The organism is Pseudoxanthobacter soli DSM 19599, from assembly GCF_900148505.1.
GTDB classification, from domain to species: domain Bacteria; phylum Pseudomonadota; class Alphaproteobacteria; order Rhizobiales; family Segnochrobactraceae; genus Pseudoxanthobacter; species Pseudoxanthobacter soli.
The window spans coordinates 395,200-414,597 of record NZ_FRXO01000001.1 but is presented as its reverse complement, the minus strand read 5'-3'; the positions used below and the strand labels follow the sequence as shown (position 1 = coordinate 414,597).

At 67.4% G+C, this 19,398-nt stretch carries 14 protein-coding genes; 8 read left to right on the top strand and 6 right to left on the bottom strand.

Annotated features, from left to right (window positions below; genetic code table 11):
• The first annotated feature begins 221 nt into the window (after nucleotides 1-221).
• From BUF17_RS01760 to BUF17_RS01750, 3 genes are read left to right on the top strand one after another with little or no spacing between them, the layout of a single operon-like run.
• On the top strand, nucleotides 222-980 hold the full coding sequence (locus tag BUF17_RS01760; protein ID WP_073625480.1) for a hypothetical protein: 759 nt from the start codon (nucleotides 222-224) through the stop codon (nucleotides 978-980).
• The gene (locus BUF17_RS01755; RefSeq protein ID WP_073625479.1) at nucleotides 967-2,835 is read left to right on the top strand and encodes a hypothetical protein; all 1,869 of its coding nucleotides are present in this window, start codon (nucleotides 967-969) and stop codon (nucleotides 2,833-2,835) included. Before BUF17_RS01760 ends, BUF17_RS01755 begins: the two co-directional genes overlap by 14 nt.
• A gap of 3 nt (nucleotides 2,836-2,838) precedes the next feature.
• Nucleotides 2,839-4,986, top strand: coding sequence for a PP2C family protein-serine/threonine phosphatase (locus BUF17_RS01750; RefSeq protein WP_073625478.1), 2,148 nt, complete (start codon nucleotides 2,839-2,841; stop codon nucleotides 4,984-4,986).
• On the opposite strand, the gene BUF17_RS01745 is transcribed toward BUF17_RS01750, so the two are convergent.
• Nucleotides 4,893-6,272: an adenylate/guanylate cyclase domain-containing protein gene (locus BUF17_RS01745; protein ID WP_073625477.1), complete on the bottom strand. Its 1,380-nt coding sequence runs from the start codon at nucleotides 6,270-6,272 to the stop codon at nucleotides 4,893-4,895. The two genes, BUF17_RS01750 and BUF17_RS01745, sit on opposite strands and share 94 nt — an antisense overlap.
• 318 nt (nucleotides 6,273-6,590) lie before the next feature.
• Here BUF17_RS01745 and BUF17_RS01740 point away from each other — a divergent pair, with 318 nt between their 5' ends.
• Nucleotides 6,591-7,763, top strand: a complete 1,173-nt coding sequence (locus BUF17_RS01740; protein WP_073625476.1) for an MFS transporter — start codon at nucleotides 6,591-6,593, stop codon at nucleotides 7,761-7,763.
• Between the two features lie 33 nt (nucleotides 7,764-7,796).
• On the opposite strand, the gene BUF17_RS01735 is transcribed toward BUF17_RS01740, so the two are convergent.
• The gene (locus tag BUF17_RS01735) at nucleotides 7,797-9,011 is read right to left on the bottom strand and encodes a PQQ-dependent sugar dehydrogenase (RefSeq protein ID WP_073625475.1); all 1,215 of its coding nucleotides are present in this window, start codon (nucleotides 9,009-9,011) and stop codon (nucleotides 7,797-7,799) included.
• A gap of 524 nt (nucleotides 9,012-9,535) precedes the next feature.
• On the opposite strand from BUF17_RS01735, the gene zwf reads away from it, so the two are divergent.
• The 4 genes from zwf to eda all read left to right on the top strand — a co-directional run bounded on the left by zwf (nucleotide 9,536) and on the right by eda (nucleotide 14,518).
• Nucleotides 9,536-11,014, top strand: coding sequence for a glucose-6-phosphate dehydrogenase (gene zwf, locus BUF17_RS01730; RefSeq protein WP_073625474.1), 1,479 nt, complete (start codon nucleotides 9,536-9,538; stop codon nucleotides 11,012-11,014).
• A gap of 133 nt (nucleotides 11,015-11,147) precedes the next feature.
• Nucleotides 11,148-11,834 (top strand): 6-phosphogluconolactonase, encoded by a 687-nt coding sequence (gene pgl / locus BUF17_RS01725; RefSeq protein WP_073625473.1) that lies wholly within the window; start codon nucleotides 11,148-11,150, stop codon nucleotides 11,832-11,834.
• Between the two features lie 192 nt (nucleotides 11,835-12,026).
• Nucleotides 12,027-13,856, top strand: a complete 1,830-nt coding sequence (gene edd, locus BUF17_RS01720; protein ID WP_073625472.1) for a phosphogluconate dehydratase — start codon at nucleotides 12,027-12,029, stop codon at nucleotides 13,854-13,856.
• A complete protein-coding gene (gene eda / locus BUF17_RS01715) occupies nucleotides 13,853-14,518 on the top strand; it encodes a bifunctional 4-hydroxy-2-oxoglutarate aldolase/2-dehydro-3-deoxy-phosphogluconate aldolase (protein WP_073625471.1) in 666 nt (221 codons plus the stop codon). Before edd ends, eda begins: the two co-directional genes overlap by 4 nt.
• Nucleotides 14,519-15,187: 669 nt before the next feature.
• Here the strand turns inward: eda and BUF17_RS01710 are convergent.
• The 4 genes from BUF17_RS01710 to metG all read right to left on the bottom strand — a co-directional run bounded on the left by BUF17_RS01710 (nucleotide 15,188) and on the right by metG (nucleotide 19,388).
• On the bottom strand, nucleotides 15,188-15,910 hold the full coding sequence (locus BUF17_RS01710) for an MgtC/SapB family protein (protein WP_073625470.1): 723 nt from the start codon (nucleotides 15,908-15,910) through the stop codon (nucleotides 15,188-15,190).
• Nucleotides 15,911-16,085: 175 nt separating this feature from the next.
• On the bottom strand, nucleotides 16,086-17,012 hold the full coding sequence (locus BUF17_RS01705; RefSeq protein ID WP_244530732.1) for an MBL fold metallo-hydrolase: 927 nt from the start codon (nucleotides 17,010-17,012) through the stop codon (nucleotides 16,086-16,088).
• Nucleotides 17,013-17,034: 22 nt separating this feature from the next.
• On the bottom strand, nucleotides 17,035-17,829 hold the full coding sequence (locus tag BUF17_RS01700) for a TatD family hydrolase (RefSeq protein ID WP_073625468.1): 795 nt from the start codon (nucleotides 17,827-17,829) through the stop codon (nucleotides 17,035-17,037).
• Nucleotides 17,829-19,388 (bottom strand): methionine--tRNA ligase, encoded by a 1,560-nt coding sequence (metG, locus tag BUF17_RS01695; RefSeq protein ID WP_073625467.1) that lies wholly within the window; start codon nucleotides 19,386-19,388, stop codon nucleotides 17,829-17,831. The genes BUF17_RS01700 and metG overlap by 1 nt, the downstream gene beginning before the upstream one ends.
• Between the last annotated feature and the right edge of the window lie 10 nt (nucleotides 19,389-19,398).

The following is a 19,398-nucleotide window of genomic DNA, read 5'->3' as shown; positions in this document are numbered from 1 at the left end:
GTGTCCACTATGGGATGGCACGGTTCCCGGGACGGCGCGCAGCATCATGCGCAATTGCCGGGACCTGCCCGCGGTGGCAAAAAACGTGGTGCGGCGGCGGCGGGACCCGTATGCTGGCCACCCCGCAGCAGGGATGCCTCCAAGAACGATTCGATTGTTCGGGGGGAAGGCGGAATTCGGAAAAGGGCGTTCCGAAGCAAGCCAGGGCCAGGGAATCGACGATGCGCTTTCGGACCAAAGCTGCCGTGCTCGGCGCCTTGAGCGCGGCGGTGGCATTTGTCATGCTCATCGTCGTCGGCTCCCGCGTGGCCGAGCAGAGCGACCGCAAGCTGAAGGAAGCCCATCTCGAATTCGTGCTCGCGCGGGTCAACGACGCGGTGCAGGCCAATCTCAGCCTGGACCTGCCGCTCGGCGAACTCCAGGACCTGATCCAGCTCTTCGAGCGCACTATCACCGAGGAAGCCGACATCGAGGCGGTGGAGGTTTTCACCGCCGACGGCGTATCGGCGTTCGGAACCGACCGCGGCGCGGAGGGGGAGCGCGTGCCGGGGGCCTGGCTGGCCGCCCTGAGGAACAATCACGGTCACCGGTTCTGGCGGGTGCTCGACCGCGACGATCTCGTGCTCGGCACCGCGGTGGAGACCGATTTCGGCACCGTGGCGGGCTATACCGTGATCGTGGTCAAGGCCAACGTGGTGGACGAGACGGCGAACGTCGTGGTGCCGGCGATTTCCCAATCCGTGCTGCCGCTCATCTTCGTCGTCATCGTCGGTGGGATCGGCGGGTTCTATGCGGCGGACTTTCACCAGCGGCGCACACGCCGGATCGCCCGCCGCCTGCTCGACGACGAACTGCAGCCCCAACCCGGCGACGAGCCGCTCGTGGTCGTGACCGCGAATGCGGCCGGCAGCATCCGGCACGCGCGCGGCGTCATCGCCGGCATCAACCGCGACCTGCAGGCGATCGATGCTGAAATCTGAGCGCCACGCCAGCACGCCGCGCCTCAACGACCTGACCGCGGTTGTCCTCGCGGGCATCGTCGCGCTGGCCGTGCTGGCGGCGGCCGTCGCGTTCGGACTGCAATTACAGCATACGCACGACACGTCGCTCAGGCTCGCCACGCGGGCGAGCGTTCGCTCGATCGGGGCCTCGATCGCCCTCTCGGTGGAGCGAGCCGTGGGCTACGGCATTCCCATGCCCGAGCTCTATGGCGTGGAAGACTATTTCAACCAGATACTGCGCTCGAACGACGAGATCGTGGCGATTTCCGTCGTCGACAACGACGGCAAGACGCTGTTCACGGCCCGGGACGCCAGCTCTCCGCCCCAGGCACGGCCAGTCGCCGTTCCGATCGAGCTGAACGGCCAGCGTCAGGGCACCGTGCTGCTGATGCCCTCCTACCGCATCCTCTCGGAGACCCGGACGGCGTTCCTCTATGCCGCGGGCGCCGCGATCCTGCTTGCGGCGCTCGTCGTGGGCGTTGCGATGCGCTGGCTGCTGGTGGAGGTGATCGACCTGCGCAAGGCGCGGTTCGTCGCCGTCGCGAGAACGGTGGCGCGCGGCCGGTTCCGCGACGAGTCCCTGCCTCGCTGGGATACGCCACTGGTCGAACTGATCGAGGTCGCCTACACCCGCCTCAACGAAGTGCGCGGCGAGGCGCGTGCCGCGGCCACGCTTGCCGAAGAGATCCGGGCGGTCGACTTCGACGGCAGCCTCGCCGCCCGCGTCAGCCGGGCCATCGCCCCGCTCGGATCGCTCGCCGCCTTTACCCCGGTCTCGCGGCCCCGCAGCGTCACGTTCTGGCCGGGATGGTGGGCACTGCCGGTGCTCGCCCTCGCGGGGGCGACGCGCCCGATCCTGTCCGGCTTTGCCGCCGACAGGATGGACGATGCCACGTCCCGGGCGCTCGAAGTCGCGGCGTCGCTTGGCACGGATGCCGCAGGCCGCCTGCTCGGGCTGCTCGTCGCGCTCTTGGTCGTTCGGGGACGGCCGGCGGTGATCGCGTTCGGTCTCGCCATCGCCTCCGTGGTCATGGCCATGGGCTCGGAAAGCCGCGGCGCGGTGGAAATCCTCTGGCTGCGCTTCTTCCTCGGGTTCGGAACCTGGCTCGCGGTTTGGACGCTGATCGGCTTCGATGGCGGCTTCATCCGCCGGCCATGGCGCACGGTGCTGATCCTGCTCGCCGGTGAGGCCATTGGCCCGGCGATCGCGAACTTCGCCTCGCTGTCGTTCGGCCGCCGCGGTTCCATGGACGCGATGAGCGCCTGCTTCGGCGTGCTGTTCCTTGCCGCGCTGTCGCTTCGCGGCCGGTCGACGCACCGCTGGACGATCCAGGTCCTTCGCGGCGACATCGCGAAAACCGCCGGGCTTGCGCTCGCGGCGGGCGCGGCGGTCGCGTGGATCGAGGTGGTGATGTCGGCGGGTATCCCCAGGGACAATAATCCGCTGCTCGCGTTCGCCTATGCGCTGTTCGGTTGCGGGCTGGCGATCCTGCCGCTTTTGCGGCCGGCGAAGCGCGAACTGCTGGCAACCACCGCCGCGGCGCTCGCGGGGGCGGGCCTCGCCATGGCGCTGATGCGGGTCGAGGGCTTTCCGCTCGCGGCGCTCCTCGTCGGCATCGGTCTTGGCGGCGCCATCGTCAATGCCGGCGGACGAGCGCTCGTGCCGATCGGCGGCATCGGCTGGATCGCGGCGGCGCTTCTCGCGGCCGGTGCGATCGCCATCGCCGCCCTCGCCGGCTCGGGCACCGCTTCCGCGGCCGTCGGCCTGACGGCTCTCGCAGCCGTGTCGTTCGCTTTCGGCGCGCTCCGCAAAGCCACCGGCGGAAGGGGCTGACGCATGCTGCTGCGCACCCGGCTCACGCTGTTCCTCTCCATCGCGTTCCTGATCGTCCTCACGGTGCTGCTGCTCGCGAGCGCGCAGCGCGATGAAAGCGAGAGCAACCGCTTCGCTGCCGTGGCGATCGCGGGCCAGCAGGCGCTGTGGCAGGTCCTGCTGCAGCAGGAGGTCGAAGACCTCAACCGCACCGCGGACACGCTGGTGAAAGCCCTCGGCCCGCTGGATAGCGCCGATCCGGCTGACCTGCGCCGCCGGATCGTCGAGGCCGTCGCTTCGGCATCCGCCGAGCTTTCGGCGGCGGACATGGTTCAGGTCGTCGACCTCGATCGCAACCGCCTCTACTCGAACACGGCGGGCAACGACCAGCGCCCGCTGCTCGACGTCATCGCCGCCGCGAAGGTCGCCCGCAGCAAGACCGACGTCGGTGGCCTGCTCCAGGACAATCCCAACCGCTATGTCGTCGTCTCCGCGGTGCCGCTGGCGGTGCGCGGCAAGGTGATCGCCATCCTGACGGTCGCCCGGGACGCAGCACCTCTGCTTCAGCGCTTCGCGCAGGCCTACGGGGCGCCAGCCTTCCTCGTGACCCTGCGCGGCCGGATGATCACCGGCACGGATCCGACCCTATGGGCGGCGGCGCAGCCGGAAGTCCCCCGTCGACACGCCGAGGTCAAGACGCTCGATCTCGCGACCGATGAGCGGCTGATGCTGGCGACGAGCGTTCCGGTCCCGGACCTCGTCGGCGGCTATACCGGAACGCTCGTGTCACTGAGAGACACCACCGAGACGCTCGGCGACGTTCGCGATGCCGAACAGCTCGGCCTGATGATCATCGGCGCGTTCCTCCTGATCACGCTCGGCTGGCTGTTCTTCTATCTGCGCCGAAGCTTCCAGCCCCTCGAAAGCGCGATCTCGGTCCTGAAGGCGCTGTCCCAGGGCAATACCAGTGTCGAGATCGAGGAAACCGGCGACGGCGAGATCCGCGCGATCGCCGACACCGTTTCCGTGTTCCGCCGGAACGCGATCGAACTCGCGCAGACCAACATGGAGACCGAGCGCCAGCGTCGCCGCCAGGAGCGGCTCATCAAGCGCCAGCTCGAGGCCCTCGCCCGAACGCTCGAACACGACGGCCGGACAGCGGTCATGGAGGATCTGACGGCCATCGTCGGCGGCAGCAAGGGCAACGAACTCCAGGCCGATCCCGAGACCGGCCAGCTCGGCCTTCTCGCCGCGCTGCTGCAGCGCATGTCGGCGCGCATCGTCGACCAGCACAACCGCCTCCGCGAACTGGTGGCGGAGCTGAGGGAGTCGATCGCGACCCGCGCCAAGCTCGCCGGCCTGCAGCAGGAACTGGAAATCGCGCGCGAACTCCAGCTTTCCATCCTGCCGAAGGAACTGCCCGCCTGCGAGAATGTCGACATCCATGGCCGCATGACGCCGGCGAAGGAAATCGGCGGCGACTTCTACGATTTCTTCCTGTTCGGTCACGGCAAGCTGGGCGTCGTGGTGGCGGACGTTTCCGGCAAGGGCGTGCCGGCGGCCATGTTCATGGCCATCACGCGCACCCTCCTGAAGGCCACCACGCTGTTTTCCGAACGACCGTCGGACTGCGTGGAGCTTCTGAACGACGTCATCGCCACCGAGAACGATCAGATGATGTTCGTCACGCTGTTCTTCGGCGTACTTGATCTTCAGACCGGGCGCCTCGACTACGTCAATGCAGGCCACAATCCGCCGCTGGTGAAGTCACCCGGGCAGCCCGTGAGGATCGTTCCGCGCACCGGCGGCATGGCGGTCGCGGTCATGGGCGGACAGCACTATGCGGACGCGAGCCTGATTCTCGGCGAGGGCGATCTGCTGCTGCTCTATACCGACGGTGTGACGGAGGCGTTCGATATCGACGAAGTCGCGTTCGGCGACCAGCGCCTCGCCGACCTGGTGCAGGACATCGGCGACGGCCAGGGGACGACCGCGATCACGGACGATGTGTTCCGCGCGGTGCGCGAGTTCGAACGCGGCGCCACCCAGGCGGACGACATCACCTGCGTGGCCCTGCGTTATCTCGGCCCGTCCCAGACTCCGTTCCAGTCCTCCGGCGGCGGGGCGGCCTCATATATGCGCGATCGCCGAATCAGCAGTCCGGCCGCCTGATCGGCGGGATTGAGGGCGAGGACCGACGAGCAGGCGGCGACGGCACCCGCGAAATCCCGCCCCCGATAGAGCCCGAGCGCGGTTTCGTAGAACTCTGCCGCGCGCTTTTCCCCGTCGGAGACCGTCGCGGAGAAGCCGATCAGCGCATGGACGGGTTCCGGCCTGCTGCGCCCGCGCAGCACGATGCGGTCGACCTCCCGAAACAGAAGGCCCTCGCCGGCGCGGCTTCGCGTCTCGCCGGACACGAGGATCGGATGGCCGTAGAGCTTGACGATGTCCTGGAGGCGGGCGGCCACGTTGACGGCATTGCCGATCACCGTGAAATTCCGGCTCTGCTCCGTGCCCACGTCGCCGGAAATGACCTCTCCCGTTCCGATCCCGACGGCGATCGCGATCTTTTCCGCGCCCGGAACGCCGTCGGCGGCGACGGCCGCGCGAAGCTCCGGCAGGCGGGCGAGTTGGTCGAGCGCCGTCTCGCAGGCGTCGCGGGCCTGGGTGTCGGGGTCGGTGAAGGGCGCTCCCCAGCAGGCCATCACCGCATCGCCGATGAATTTGTCGGTGATGCCGCCCTTGCTGCCGATGGAGCGCGTCATCGCGCTGAAATAGCGGTTGAGCATCGCCACGAGGACGTCCGGCTCCAACCGCTCGCTCCAGCCGGTGAAATCCCGCAGGTCGGTGAAGGTCACCGTCATGGTTCCACGCCGGCCGCGCTCGTCGCCGCCGCCACCGCGCGCGACGATCTGCTCGACGATCCGCGGGTCGAGATATTCGCCGAACAACCGCTTGAGCTTGCGGCGCTTGCGCTCCTCGGTGATGTCGCTCATCACGACGATGACGCCGTGGCGTTCCACGGTACCGCCGACATCCTCGAGCAGGAAGGTCGAGCTGACGTGAAGGTCGACCCGGCGGTCGTCGTTGCTGATCGTCAGGTCGTGGGAATGGGTCGCCTCGTCCTCGTAGATCGCCTTCAGCACGACCTCGTTGAACGCCTCGAAGCGCTCTTCCAGAAGAAAGACCTCGGCGAAGAACTGCCCGATCGTCTCCGCGGGCACGAGGCCCAGCATTCGCCCCGCAGCCTCGTTGAAGGTCAAAATCCGCCCGGACAGGTCGATGGAGACGACCCCGTCGCGCATGTTGGCCAGAATCTTCTCGTAGATAAGTTCGTCGCGCGCCGCCGGACGCCCGGGCTGTACCTGGCCAGCGACGGGATGAAGCGGGCCCGCGCTGCTGTCCGCCATCTCGCTCTCGACTGTGTCGCCGGCGGTGCCTGCGCTCGCGTTCGTCATATCGGCGGCCTCGGATTTCGGACGGCTGCGTGGGCCGATGGCATCAGCCTTTCCGGCAATGCCGGCCAGATGATGTCCGACGCAGCCGGCTATTCTCCGTTTCATAACCCGGACACTCGGGATCGGCCACTCCCGCCATGTTCCGTCTGCCACTATCGCTCCGTCATGAAGGCGGGCTATAGAGCAGTCCACGTCGTTCGCAGGCGCATGATGCAGTTCGCTGCGCGTTCCTTGAGGACGCATCGGCGACGCCGCGGCGCGCGGATCTAGCAAAAGGACTCCGGCGGCCTCTTGGCCGCGCGGAGCATAAGAAGAACCATGGTTTCGCCCGATCTCGCCCGGCGCGTCCAGCGTCCGCCGGGGCTTTTCACCATTGCCCTGCTGGCGCCCGTCAGCGCTTCGTTCGTGTTCGGCATCGGGCTGTCGCTCGTCGTGCCGCTGCTCGCCATCGTGCTGGAACGGCGCGGCGTCTCCGCAAGTCTGATCGGCCTGAATTCCGCGATGGCGGGTGTGGCTGCCATCTGCGCGACCCCGTTCGCCGTGCCGCTCGCGCGCCGATTCGGCACGTTCCGCACCATGGCGGCGGGTATCGTCGTCGCGGCGTGCAGCCTGCTGCTGTTCTTTCCCGTCCAGAGTCTGGCGGTCTGGTTCCTGCTGCGAATCGGCTTCCACGGGTCGCTGACGGTGATCTTCTGCCTGTCGGAGTTCTGGATCAGCAGCGCCGCGCCCCCGGAGCGGCGCGGGCTCGCGCTCGGGCTATACGGAACGGCACTGTCGACCGGCTTCGCCGTCGGCCCCGCGATCCTGGCCGTCGTGGGATCGGAGGGCATGGCGCCGTTCTGGCTCGGAGCGGCGGTGATGATCGCCACGATCGTGCCAATCGGGATGGCGAGGCATCACCAGCCTGTCATCGAACCGGAGAGCCGTGGGTCGATCCTGCGCATCCTCGCCATCGCGCCGGCGATGACGCTGGCGGCGTTCGCATTCGGAGCGGTCGACGCCGGCACGATTGCGCTGCTGCCGGTGTTCGGCACGCGCGAGGGCCTCGACGTCACAGCGATGGCAATCGTGATCTCCGCGCTCGGGATCGGGTTCGGGCTGTCTCAGGTTCCGATCGGGCTGCTCGCCGACCGCGTCGAGAAGAAGAAGCTCATCCTCGGCATCGCGCTGTCGTCGGCGCTGTGGTCGCTCGCGGTTCCCGCGCTGCCGCCGACCCTGCCCATGATGGCCGCGGCGATGTTCGTGTTCGGACTGCTGATATCGGGACTCTACACCGTGGGTCTCGCCGCGCTTGCGGTGCGATTCTCAGGAGCAGACCTCGGCACGGCGAATGCCGGGTTCATCATGATGTACGCCACGGGCATGCTGGTCGGGCCGGCATCCATGGGCCGGGCGATCGACGTCGCCGGCCCGTCGGCGATGTTCTTCGTGGCGGCTGCCTTCTGTGCGGCCTACGCCATGCTGGTGGTGGTGCGCTGGCGGGCGGAGTGACCCGCCAGCCAGCCGGTTCCATCCAATGAGCCGCTACTTCGCGGGCGCGGCCGCGTTCGTCGCGGGCGTGTCGTTCTCGGAAGACTGCTCACCCGGGTTCGCTTTGGGCTCAATGCGATACAGGCCGCCGTCCTCCAGATCGGTGGTGAGGTAGAGGAACCCCTCGGGGCCGACGCGAACGTCCCGGATCCGGCCGATCTCGCCTTCCAGGAAGCGGTGCTCCTGCGCGACGCGCTCCCCGTTCATCTTGAGCTGGTCGAGAATCTCGCTCGCCAGACCGCCAACCCAGATGGTGTTCTTCCACTGCGGGAAGGGGCCGGTCTTGTAGATCGCAAGCCCGGAGGTGGCGATCGAGGGCTTCCAGTAGTAGATCGGCTGCTCCATGCCCTTGGCCTCGGTGCCGATGCCGATCGGCTTGTTGTCGTAGCCGATGCCGTAGGTGATGACCGGCCACCCATAGTTCCGGCCGGGCTCGATGATGTTCAGCTCGTCACCGCCCTGCGGACCGTGCTCGATCTCCCAGAGCTTGCCGGTGTCGGGATCGAAGGTCAGGCCCTGCGGGTTGCGCACGCCGTAGGCCCAGATCTCCTTGCGCGCGCCGGGCACGCCGACGAACGGGTTGTCGGTCGGAATGGCGCCGTCGGTCTTGATGCGGATGATCTTGCCCCAGGACGAGCCGAGATCCTGCGGCTTCGAAAGGTCGAAACGGTCGCCGACGCTCAGGAAAAGATAGTTGTCCTTGTCGATCGTGATCCGCCCGCCGAAATTTTCGATACCGGGCAACGGCGGCCAGGACTCGTAGATCACCTCGACGTTGGTGAGCTTGTCGCCGTCGAGCTTGGCGCGCGCGACGCGCAGCGTCGAAGCGGCGCGGTGCCCCCAGGTGTAAGACAGATAGAGCGTCTTGTTCTTCTCGAACTGCGGGTCGAGATGAACGTCGAGCAGGCCGCCGTGGCCGGCGACGAACACCTCCGGCACGCCCGAAACCGGGGTGATCTTGCCGCCGACGCCCTCGACGATGTTCAACCGCCCGGGCCGTTCAGTGACGATGGGACGTCCGTCGGGAAGAAACGCGACGGACCAGGGGTTGGCGAGCGGCGCCGCCACGGTGACGAGATTGAAATCGCCCTCTTCCGCCTCCGGGATCGGATCGGCGGTGTCGGCCGGCTGCTCGGCGGCCCTCAAAGGAGTTGCAGGCGCCCCCAGCGCGACGAAGGCGGCGGTGCCGATGGCTATCAAGGCCTTCACGAAACATCTCCAAGATGAATGCGGCATCCCGGGCAGTGCCAAACCTTCTCCGGCTTCCCGGCGACGCGCCATAGATGACCGGAATCCCGGCCGAACGCCACCCCGCGCGATGCAGCGGCCGATTGTGTCTGGAGCCAACGGTCCATCCGCCGGCAGTCCTGCGCGACCATCGGCGATGGATGGAAATGGTCATCGACGATTTGCAGATGTTGCCCTAAGCTTTCGCACCGGATGACCGAGCCGCCTCCCCGGCTCGGGCGCCTCACCTGCCATCGTGCCAGACCCTTCTCAGGCCTTGAAACTGCCCGCAACTTGAAACGGCTTGCGCCGGGGTCCCTCCCGATGGCAAGCACGACGGCAGGGCAGCGAACGAACACCGCCCTCGCTCCCCTCGCCGCGACCGATTCAACCGAGCCGGATCGTCGCCTCAACAGGTCCGGTTCGGGCGACACGCCTTCCAAGTCCCGCTGCGCGCCGCGATCGGCGCGATGCCGGGTTTCCGCCCCCTATCAAGGAGCCGCTGCATGGTTTCGCGTATCGTTGAGGTCGATCCCTTCGACATCATCGTGTTCGGTGCCACCGGGGATCTCTCCCAGCGCAAGCTGATTCCGGCGCTTTATCACCGCGACCAGGCCGGGCAGATCCCCGCGGATGCGCGCGTGATCGGCACCTCGCGCCGGCCGCTGTCGAACGAAGACTTCGTCGCCGACGCCCGCAAGTCGGTGCTCGCCCACGTCGACCCGGGCGACATCGAGGAAGAGGCCCTCGCCCGCTTCCTGTCGCGCCTGTCCTATGTCGCCGTCGATGCGGCAGCGGAGCGGGGCTGGTCGGATCTCGTCGCGCATGTCGGTCTCGATCCCGAGCGCATCCGTCTGTTCTATCTCGCTACCTCGCCCGACTTCTTCGGCCCGATCTGCACCAATCTCGGCAAGTGCGGGCTGGCGGCGGGTAATGGCCGCGTGGTGATCGAGAAGCCGATCGGCAAGGACCTGGATTCGGCCAGGCGGGTCAACGCGGCTATCGGCGCCGTCTTCCCGGAAGATCGCGTCTATCGCATCGATCATTATCTCGGCAAGGAGACGGTGCAGAACCTGATGGCGCTGCGCTTCGCCAACGCGCTGTTCGAGCCCTTGTGGAATTCCGCCCATATCGACCACGTGCAGATCACGGTGGCGGAGACCCTCGGCGTCGAAAGCCGGGCCGGCTACTACGATACCGCCGGCGCGCTGCGCGACATGGTACAGAACCATATGCTGCAGCTGCTCTGCCAGGTGGCGATGGAGCCGCCGCGGTCGCTCGCGGCCGACGCCGTGCGCGACGAGAAGCTGAAGGTGCTGACCTCGCTGAAGCCGATCGACGAAAGCAACGCCGACCACCTCACCGTGCGCGGCCAGTATCGGGCCGGCGCATCGGCTGGCGGTGCGGTCGGCGGTTATCTCGAAGACCTCGGATCTTCGACGAGCAACACCGAGACCTTCGTCGCCATCAAGGCCGAGATCGGCAACTGGCGTTGGGCGGGCGTGCCGTTCTATCTGCGCACCGGCAAGCGCCTCGCCGCGCGCGTCTCCGAGATCGTGGTGGCCTTCAAGGACATCCCGCACTCGATGTTCGACGAGACCGCCGGCCGCATTTCGCCGAACCGGCTCGTCATCCGCTTGCAGCCCGACGAGGGCGTGCGGCTGTGGCTGATGATCAAGGATCCCGGCCCGGGCGGCATGCGGCTGCAATACATTCCGCTCGACATGAGCTTCGCCAAGGCTTTCAACGTCCGCAACCCAGACGCGTACGAGCGGCTGATCATGGACGTGGTGCGCGGCAACCAGTCGCTGTTCATGCGCCGCGACGAGGTGGAGGCCGCCTGGACCTGGATCGATCCGATCCTGGAGACCTGGAAGGCGCACAAGGAGGCGCCGAAGGGCTACACCTCCGGCACCTGGGGCCCGACGGCTGCGGTGGCTCTCATCGAGCGTGATGGCCGCACCTGGCACGAGGACGACGAGTAGGCGCCCACCAGCCGCGACGGTGAGCCCGATGGACCCGGTCCCCGGCCGGGTCTATTGATCGAACCGTTCAAAAGAGACGGCCCGTCCGCTACGATGGACCGGAATGCGGACGACAGCACACGGAGCGGAGGCAATGAACCGTCTGGCGAATTCCGACGAACTGGCGGCGACGCTCGCGGCCGACACGGCGGCGGCCCTGCGCGCCGCGATTGCCGAACGCGGCGTAGCCGGCCTCGCCGTTTCCGGCGGCCGCACGCCCGAGCGCTTTTTCGGTGCGCTGTCGCACCAGGACCTCGACTGGTCGCGGGTGACGGTCACGCTCGTCGACGAGCGCTGGGTGCCTGAAACCTCGCCGCGCTCCAACGCCGCCCTGGTCCGCCGTGCGCTGATCCGCAACGCTGCCGCCGCCGCGCGCTTCGTGCCGCTCTATAACGGCGCGGACACCCCGGAAGCCGGCCGGGCTGCGCTGGAAGCAACAGTGGCAGCGCTGCCATTTCCGTTCGCAACTGTCGTGCTCGGCATGGGCGACGACGGCCACACCGCCTCGTTCTTCCCGGGCGGCAACGAACTCGCTCATGCGCTCGACCTCGGCTCGCCCGACAGGATCGTGACGATGGAGGCCGATGGTGCCGGCGAGCCGCGCATCACCTTCTCCCTTGCGGCGCTTCTGCACACCGACCGGCTGGTGCTGCACATCGAGGGAGCAGGCAAGCTCGCTGTGCTGGAGAAGGCCGAGGCCGAAGGTCCCGCCGAAGAGATGCCGATCCGGGCCATTCTGCGCCAGAAGCGGGTGCCGCTGAACATCTATTGGTGCCCCTGACGATCATTCCACCGCCGGATGCGGTCTGCCCGCGCCGGCGGACGGGAATCGGCCCGGCGATTGCAAAGCTGGAACGATTCCGGACCGAGAGCGACCGCGCTCGATAGCCCTGCCCGCGGGTTTTCCCGCACCCGCGAACGCTTCCGGGCTTCGGCCGTTATCGTTCGGGGACATTTGCGAAGGAGACTGGTCATGACGCTCCATGAACGTATCGGCGAGGTCACGGAACGCATCGCGCGCCGCAGCCACGATGCCCGGGCGCGCTATCTGGAGCGGATCGACAAGGCCGTCAGCGCCACGCCGAAGCGCAGCAAGCTCGGCTGTGCCAATCTCGCCCACGGCTTCGCGGCGTGCGGCCCTTCGGACAAGCATGACCTGCGCGAAGGCACGGTGCCGAACCTCGCGATCGTCACCGCCTACAACGACATGCTGTCGGCGCATCAGCCCTATGAGGGTTATCCGGCACTGATCCGCAAGGCCGCCAACGAGGTCGGCGCGGTGGCGCAGGTCGCCGGCGGCGTGCCGGCGATGTGCGACGGCGTCACCCAGGGCGAAGCCGGCATGGAGCTGTCGCTGTTCTCGCGTGATGTCATTGCGCTTTCGACCGCGGTGGCGCTGTCGCACCAGATGTTCGATGCCGCCGTCTATCTCGGCATCTGCGACAAGATCGTACCGGGCCTCGTGATCGGCGCCCTCAGCTTCGGACACCTGCCGGCGGTGTTCGTGCCTGCTGGACCGATGACGTCCGGCCTGCCGAACGACGAGAAGTCGCGCATCCGCCAACTCTATGCCGAGGGCAAGGTCGGCCGCGACGCGCTGCTGGAAGCCGAGTCCCAGTCCTATCACGGCCCCGGCACCTGCACGTTCTACGGCACGGCCAACTCCAACCAGATGCTGATGGAGATCATGGGCCTGCACCTGCCGGGCTCGTCGTTCGTCAATCCCAACACGCCGCTTCGCGAGGAACTCACTCGCGCCGCCGCGCGCCGGGCGCTGGGCCTGACTGCGCTTGGCAACGAATTCACGCCGGTCGGCAGGCTGTTCGACGAGAAGGTGGTGGTGAACGGCGTCGTCGGGCTCCACGCCACGGGCGGCTCGACCAACCACACCATCCACCTCATCGCCATGGCCGCGGCGGCCGGCATCACGCTGACCTGGGAGGATTTTTCCGACCTCGCCGAGGCAGTGCCGCTGCTGACGCGCATCTATCCGAACGGCAAGGCGGACGTGAATCACTTCCAGGCCGCAGGCGGCATGGGATTCCTCATTCGCGAACTCATCGGCGCGGGCCTGCTGCACAAGGACGTGAAGACGGTGTGGGGCACGGGCCTCGACGGCTACGCCATCGAGCCGATGCTGGACGAGGCCGGTGGCCTGACGTGGCGCGAGGCGGAGACGGAAAGCCGCGACACCGCCATCCTGCGCGGCGTCGGCGAGGCGTTCCAGCCGACCGGCGGCCTCAAGGTGCTGAAGGGACCGCTCGGCCACGCCGTGATCAAGACCTCGGCCGTGGCACACGAACGCCATGTCATCGAGGCGCCGGCGCGCGTGTTCCACAGTCAGGAAGAGTTGCAGCAGGCATTCCGCGCGGGGTCGCTCACTGGCGATTTCATCGCCGTCGTGCGCTTCCAGGGGCCGAAGGCGAATGGTATGCCTGAGCTGCACAAGCTGATGCCGCCGCTCGGCGTTCTCCAGGACCGCGGCCAGCGGGTCGCGCTCGTCACCGACGGTCGCATGTCCGGCGCGTCCGGCAAGGTCCCGGCGGCGATCCACGTCACGCCGGAGGCCGTAGACGGCGGGCCGATCGCCAAAATCCAGGACGGCGACGTCATCCGGCTCGACGCCGTCACCGGCCGATTGGAAATCCTCGTCGAGGATCACATCTGGGCGCAGCGCCTGCCGGCGGTCGCCGATCTTTCCACCTCGGCGTTCGGCGTCGGGCGCGAACTGTTCGCACCGCTGCGTGCGTCGGTCGGCGCGGCCGACAAGGGCGCCACCATCTTCTCGGGAATTGCCGCATGAACGTTCTGTCCCCCGCCGTCGCCGCGCCGAAGACCAATGCCGGGCTCGAGCCGATCCTGAAGCTCGCGCCCGTCGTGCCGGTGATGATCATCGAGGACCTCAAGACCGCCGTGCCGCTCGCCCGCGCGCTCGTCGCAGGCGGCCTCAAGGCCCTCGAGATCACGCTGCGCACGCCGGTGGCACTGGAGGCCGCGCGCCTCATCGCCGCCGAGGTCGAGGGCGCGGAGGTCGGCATCGGCACGGTGCTGACGGCCGCTCAACTGGAGCAGTGCGACGCCATCGGCGCCAAATTCGCCGTCTCGCCGGGCGCCACGGCGCGCCTGCTCGACGCGGCCGATTCCGCCGCGACGCCGCTGCTGCCGGGTTCGGGCACGCCTTCGGAGTCGATGACGCTGCTGGAGCGCGGTTACGTGTTCCAGAAATTCTTCCCGGCTGAGCCCTCGGGCGGCGCGGCTTATATCGGCTCGCTCTCTTCCCCGCTGCCGGCGGTCCGGTTCTGCCCGACGGGCGGTGTCACGCCCGAGAAGGCGAAGGCTTATCTGAAGCTGAAGAACATCATCTGCGTGGGTGGCTCGTGGATGGCGCCCAAGCACCTGATCGCAGCCGGAGACTGGGCTGGAATCACCGCCTTGTCGGCGGAGGCCGCCGCGCTCGGCCGTTGAACCCGGTTCACGGAGCGCGGGATCGGTCTAGCGCTCCGGCATCGTTTCCTGCCTGATATGAAGGCGCTTTTGATCGTCCGGTCAGAAGCGCCTTTTTCATAGGCATGTCATTGGGCGTTTTTGCAGATCTTGCGCGTAAACGGCCGCCCGTGACAATTCAGGGTCACATTTTCCGCGATTTCGGTGGATTGTGAATTTCCGTGGATGGCGGAGGAATCGTTTTATCGCTGTGGGCAAGCCGGAGGTTCGCTGCTGTGTCGATGTCATGACATCAAGGGCGGCAATTGCCCATTTGGGGTGCAGATATCGCATATCTGAGATGCGATGCTGTCGGTTGTTTGGGCAGCTTGAATATGAGAAAAAATCGTCAGTCGGTTGATCCGAGGCGTTCCCTCCCGTTCGCCTCCCGTGGATCGCCGGCTGTTCCCCTCTGGAAGGTGTCGCATCTTCGGATGTGACGACTGTGCCGGGCCGTCAGGTCCGGCATTTTTTTTGGCCGAATAGCAGATGGCCCCGTTCGACGGGGGCCAACCTCCCTGCCACATCCTCATCGACTTGGCGGATGACATCCGTCCGGCAGATGACATCGGCCCGGCAGATGACGTGGGTACGCAGATGACGTGGGTCCGCAGATGACACGGACCTAAAGCCCGCACCCGGCCGTGGACGTCACTCGACGCCGCCGGTACTCAGTTCCCACGAGACGTGAAGCACGTCGGGCTCGCGGCGGATCGCGGCCACCACGGCTTCGAGCGCAGGCCGATCGACCGACGTCGCCACCAGAGTCGCCACGAGATCGACGGCGGTATCCGACACCTCCTCAGTCTCGATATCGCCCACGGGGAACTTCGCGTCCGCCAGCCGTCGGGTCAGCCTGTCGCGCACGGCCGGGGCGGCATCGTCGGCGACCGTCACACGGATGGCATAGGTCGCTTCGGAGGTCCGGGTGTCGAGCGGCGCGCTGTTGATGACGTTGACGAGCGGCCTCAGCAGCGTGTTTCCGGCGAGCACGAACAGTGTGACCATCACCGCCTCGGCCAGCATGTCCGCACCGGCGCAGGCGCCGACCGCCGCCGCGCCCCACAGCGTCGCCGCAGTATTGAGGCCGCGGACGTTGGCGCCCTCCTTCATGATCGCACCGGCACCGAGAAAGCCGACGCCGGACACGACATAGGAAATGACCCGCACCGCGCCATCGTTGCCGGTGAGCCGCATGGAGAGATCGACGAACGCCGCGGCGCCGACCGCCACCAGCACGTTGGTGCGCAGGCCGGCGACGCGCTGGCGATATTGCCGCTCCGCACCGATCAATGTGCCGAGCACGAACGCCGTCGTGACGCTCATCACCGAATCGAGGAAGGACCAGAACTCGAACGTCTCGATGAAGCGCATTCCGCCCCTCCCGGAGATAGCCGCCAGCGTGGGCGAAATCGCCGGCTGGCTCAACCCGCAGGCGATTCCGTGCCGCGCGGGGCGGCGGACGTCAAAGGGAAGCTATGTGACGGCGGACAATGACAACGGCGTGACGGTCATGGACAACGATAAGACGCCCGCTCGCCCGAACCCTTTACTGCTGTTGCTGGGATGCGCTCTGACGAAGCCGCTCGGCTTCGAGGGTGGTGATGTGGCCGGTCGCATGATGGCCCTCGACACCGAGCACGAAGCGCTGGCCGTCATAGGCGGGCTCGACACCCGCCGGAAGCCGCGCCGCCAGTTCCGCATAGTCGAGATCGACGTGGAGGTCCGTCAGCACCGCCCGACGCGGCTTCACCCGCTCGATCCAGTGCAGGGCATCCGCCACCGAGAAATGGCTGACGTGGGGCGTGTCACGCAGCGCATCGACGATCCAGAGATCGAGATCGGCAAGCGGCTCCAGGCTCTCATCCGGCAGGTCGTTCACGTCGCTCGAATAGGCGAGCCCGCCGAAGCGGAAGCCGAGGGAGTCGATCTCGCCGTGATTCTGCAGGAACGGCAGCACCACGAGGTCGCCGCCGGCGCCGCAGATGGTGACCGGCTGCAGCGGACGCAGCCGGTGCTCCGTCAGGATCGGCGGATAGTTCGAGCCGGGCGGCGTCGAGAAGCAGTACCCGAACGCCTCATGCATCCGATGCGACGTCGGCTCGTCCATATAGACATCGATACGATGACGGTGGGTGAGCGCCAGCGCCCGCAGGTCGTCGATTCCGTGGATGTGGTCCGCATGGGCATGGGTGTAGAGCACGGCGTCCAGCGCCGTGACGCCTGCATCGAGCAATTGCTCGCGCATGTCGGCGCCGGTGTCGACGAGAACCGTGGTTTCGCCGTGCGCCCCGATGCGGCGCACGAGCAGCGAACAGCGCCGCCGCCGGTTCCGCGGATTGGCGGGGTCGCAGGCGCCCCAGTCGCCGCCCACGCGCGGCACGCCGCCGGACGAGCCGCATCCAAGAATCGTGAACTCCAGTCGCGGCACCACGTCCGTCATCGCGTCCTTGTCCACCCCGCCGGTCGCCTGCATGACCATCGCCCTCGAAGCGGCATCACCGCGCGGCGGCGACCGCACCCGCTTTGGAGAACAGGCGGTAGAAGTTCGCCGTCGTCGCCGCAGCGATCTCGGCCTCGCTCACGCCCTTCACCTTGGCGAGAACAGCGGCCGTGTGGCGAACGAACGCCGGTTCGTTGCGCTTGCCGCGATGGGGCACCGGCGCGAGATAGGGCGCATCGGTCTCCACCAGCAGGCGATCGAGCGGCACCGTGGCGGCGATCGCCCTCACCTCCTCCGAGCGGTTGAAGGTCAGGATGCCCGAGAACGAGACATAGAGCCCGAGTTCGAGACCGATCCGCGCCAGTTCGGGCCCGGAGGAGAAGCAGTGGAGCACCGCCTTGAACGGGCCGACCGCCATTTCCTCGCGCAGGATGGCGGCCACGTCCTCGTCGGCCGCGCGGGCATGGATCACGAGCGGAAGCCCGGTCTCACGCGCCGCGGCGATCTGCAGGCGGAAGCTCGCCGCCTGCGCCTCGCGAGGTGCGGTGTCGTAGTGGTAGTCGAGCCCGGCCTCGCCGATCGCGACCACCCGAGGGTGGCCGGCAAGATGGACGAGATCGTCCAGCGTCACCGCCTGCTCTTCCGCCTCGCCCGCATTGTGGGGATGGGTGCCGACCGAGCAGGTGACGTCGGGATAGTGCTCCGCGATCGCCCGGATCGCGTCGAAGCGGGCGACACGGGTCGAGATCGTGACCATGTGGCCGACGCCGGCCGCACGCGCGGCTGCGACGAGGGCATCCCGGTCCTCGAAATCGGGAAAATCGAGATGGCAGTGGCTGTCGACGAGCATCACGCCTCTGCCTTATCGGCTTCGACATAGCGGGGAAACACGCCCGCGGGCGCGGGCAGCGCCGTGCCGGGAACGAGCCGGCCGCCCGCACCGAGCGAGGCGAAGCTCCGTCCGTCCGCGGGAATCCCGAGCAGGTCGAGCAGTTTCGCCGCGGCCGTCGGCATCACCGGCTGGGCAAGAACCGAGACCTGGCGCACCACTTCCGCGGTGACATAGAGCACCGTCGCCATGCGTGCCGGATCGGTCTTGCGCAGCGTCCACGGCTCTTCGCCTGCGAAGTAGCGGTTCGCCTCCGCCACCACGCTCCAGACGTGGCCGAGCGCGACGTGGATCTCCTGCCGGTCGAAGGCAGCCTTGCAGAGCGCATGAAGGCCGTCGGCGCGCGCCAGGATGTCGGCATCGGCTGCACTGAATGCGCCCGGCGCCGGCACCTTGCCGTCGAGGTTCTTGGCGATCATCGACAGCGACCGCTGGGCGAGGTTGCCGAGATCGTTGGCGAGATCGGCATTGATGCGCCCGACGATGGCCTCGTGGCTGTAATTGCCGTCCTGCCCGAACGGCACCTCGCGCAGGAAGAAATAGCGCACCTGGTCGACGCCATAGTGCTCGACCAGCGCGATCGGATCGATCACGTTGCCGACCGACTTCGACATCTTCTCCCCGCGGTTGAACAGGAAGCCGTGGGCGAACACGCGGCGCGGCAGCGGCACGCCCGCGGACATCAGGAACGCCGGCCAGTAGACCGTGTGGAAACGCACGATGTCCTTGCCGATGACGTGGAGGTCAGCCGGCCAGAACCGCTTGTAGGAGGCCGACTCCACATCCGGATAGCCCACGCCGGTAATGTAGTTCGTCAGCGCGTCGACCCACACATACATGACATGCCGGGGATTGCCGGGAACCGGAATGCCCCAGTCGAACGTCGTACGCGAGATCGAGAGATCCTTGAGGCCGCCCTTGACGAAGCTCATCACCTCGTTGCGCCGCTCGTCCGGACCGATGAAGTCCGGATTGTCCTCATAGAGCTTGAGAAGCCGCTCCTGATAGGCCGAGAGGCGGAAGAAATAGCTTTCCTCCTCTACCCACTCGACCGGCGTGCCCTGCGGCCCGCGACGCACGCCGTCGCCGCCGACGACGGTCTCGCCCTCGGCATAGAACGCCTCGTCACGGACCGAATACCAGCCCGCATAGGAATCGAGATAGATGTCGCCGGCCGCCTCCATCGCCTGCCAGATCGCCTGGGAGGCCGCGTGGTGGCGAGGCTCGGTGGTGCGGATGAAGTCGTCGTTGGAGGCGCCGACCGCGGCCACCATCTTGCGGAACAGCGGCACGTTGCGGTCGGCAAGCTCGCGCGCCGTCAGACCTTCGCGGGCGGCCGTCTGCACCATCTTGATGCCGTGCTCATCGGTGCCGGTCAGGAAATGGACATCGAAGCCGTCGAGCCGCTTGAAGCGCGCCAGCGCATCGGTCGCAATCATCTCGTAGGCGTGGCCGATGTGCGGCGCGCCATTCGGATAGGCGATTGCGGTCGTGATGTAATATTTCGGTCGATCGGTCATCTGGGAATCG

Coding starts and splice junctions, on each gene's coding strand:
- BUF17_RS01760 (WP_073625480.1), top strand. CDS start 222: ATGCGCTTTCGGACCAAAGCTGCCGTGCTCGGCGCCTTGAGCGCGGCG.
- BUF17_RS01755 (WP_073625479.1), top strand. CDS start 967: ATGCTGAAATCTGAGCGCCACGCCAGCACGCCGCGCCTCAACGACCTG.
- BUF17_RS01750 (WP_073625478.1), top strand. CDS start 2,839: ATGCTGCTGCGCACCCGGCTCACGCTGTTCCTCTCCATCGCGTTCCTG.
- BUF17_RS01745 (WP_073625477.1), bottom strand. CDS start 6,272: ATGACGAACGCGAGCGCAGGCACCGCCGGCGACACAGTCGAGAGCGAG.
- BUF17_RS01740 (WP_073625476.1), top strand. CDS start 6,591: ATGGTTTCGCCCGATCTCGCCCGGCGCGTCCAGCGTCCGCCGGGGCTT.
- zwf (WP_073625474.1), top strand. CDS start 9,536: ATGGTTTCGCGTATCGTTGAGGTCGATCCCTTCGACATCATCGTGTTC.
- pgl (WP_073625473.1), top strand. CDS start 11,148: ATGAACCGTCTGGCGAATTCCGACGAACTGGCGGCGACGCTCGCGGCC.
- edd (WP_073625472.1), top strand. CDS start 12,027: ATGACGCTCCATGAACGTATCGGCGAGGTCACGGAACGCATCGCGCGC.
- eda (WP_073625471.1), top strand. CDS start 13,853: ATGAACGTTCTGTCCCCCGCCGTCGCCGCGCCGAAGACCAATGCCGGG.
- BUF17_RS01710 (WP_073625470.1), bottom strand. CDS start 15,910: ATGCGCTTCATCGAGACGTTCGAGTTCTGGTCCTTCCTCGATTCGGTG.
- BUF17_RS01705 (WP_244530732.1), bottom strand. CDS start 17,012: ATGCAGGCGACCGGCGGGGTGGACAAGGACGCGATGACGGACGTGGTG.
- BUF17_RS01700 (WP_073625468.1), bottom strand. CDS start 17,829: ATGCTCGTCGACAGCCACTGCCATCTCGATTTTCCCGATTTCGAGGAC.
- metG (WP_073625467.1), bottom strand. CDS start 19,388: ATGACCGATCGACCGAAATATTACATCACGACCGCAATCGCCTATCCG.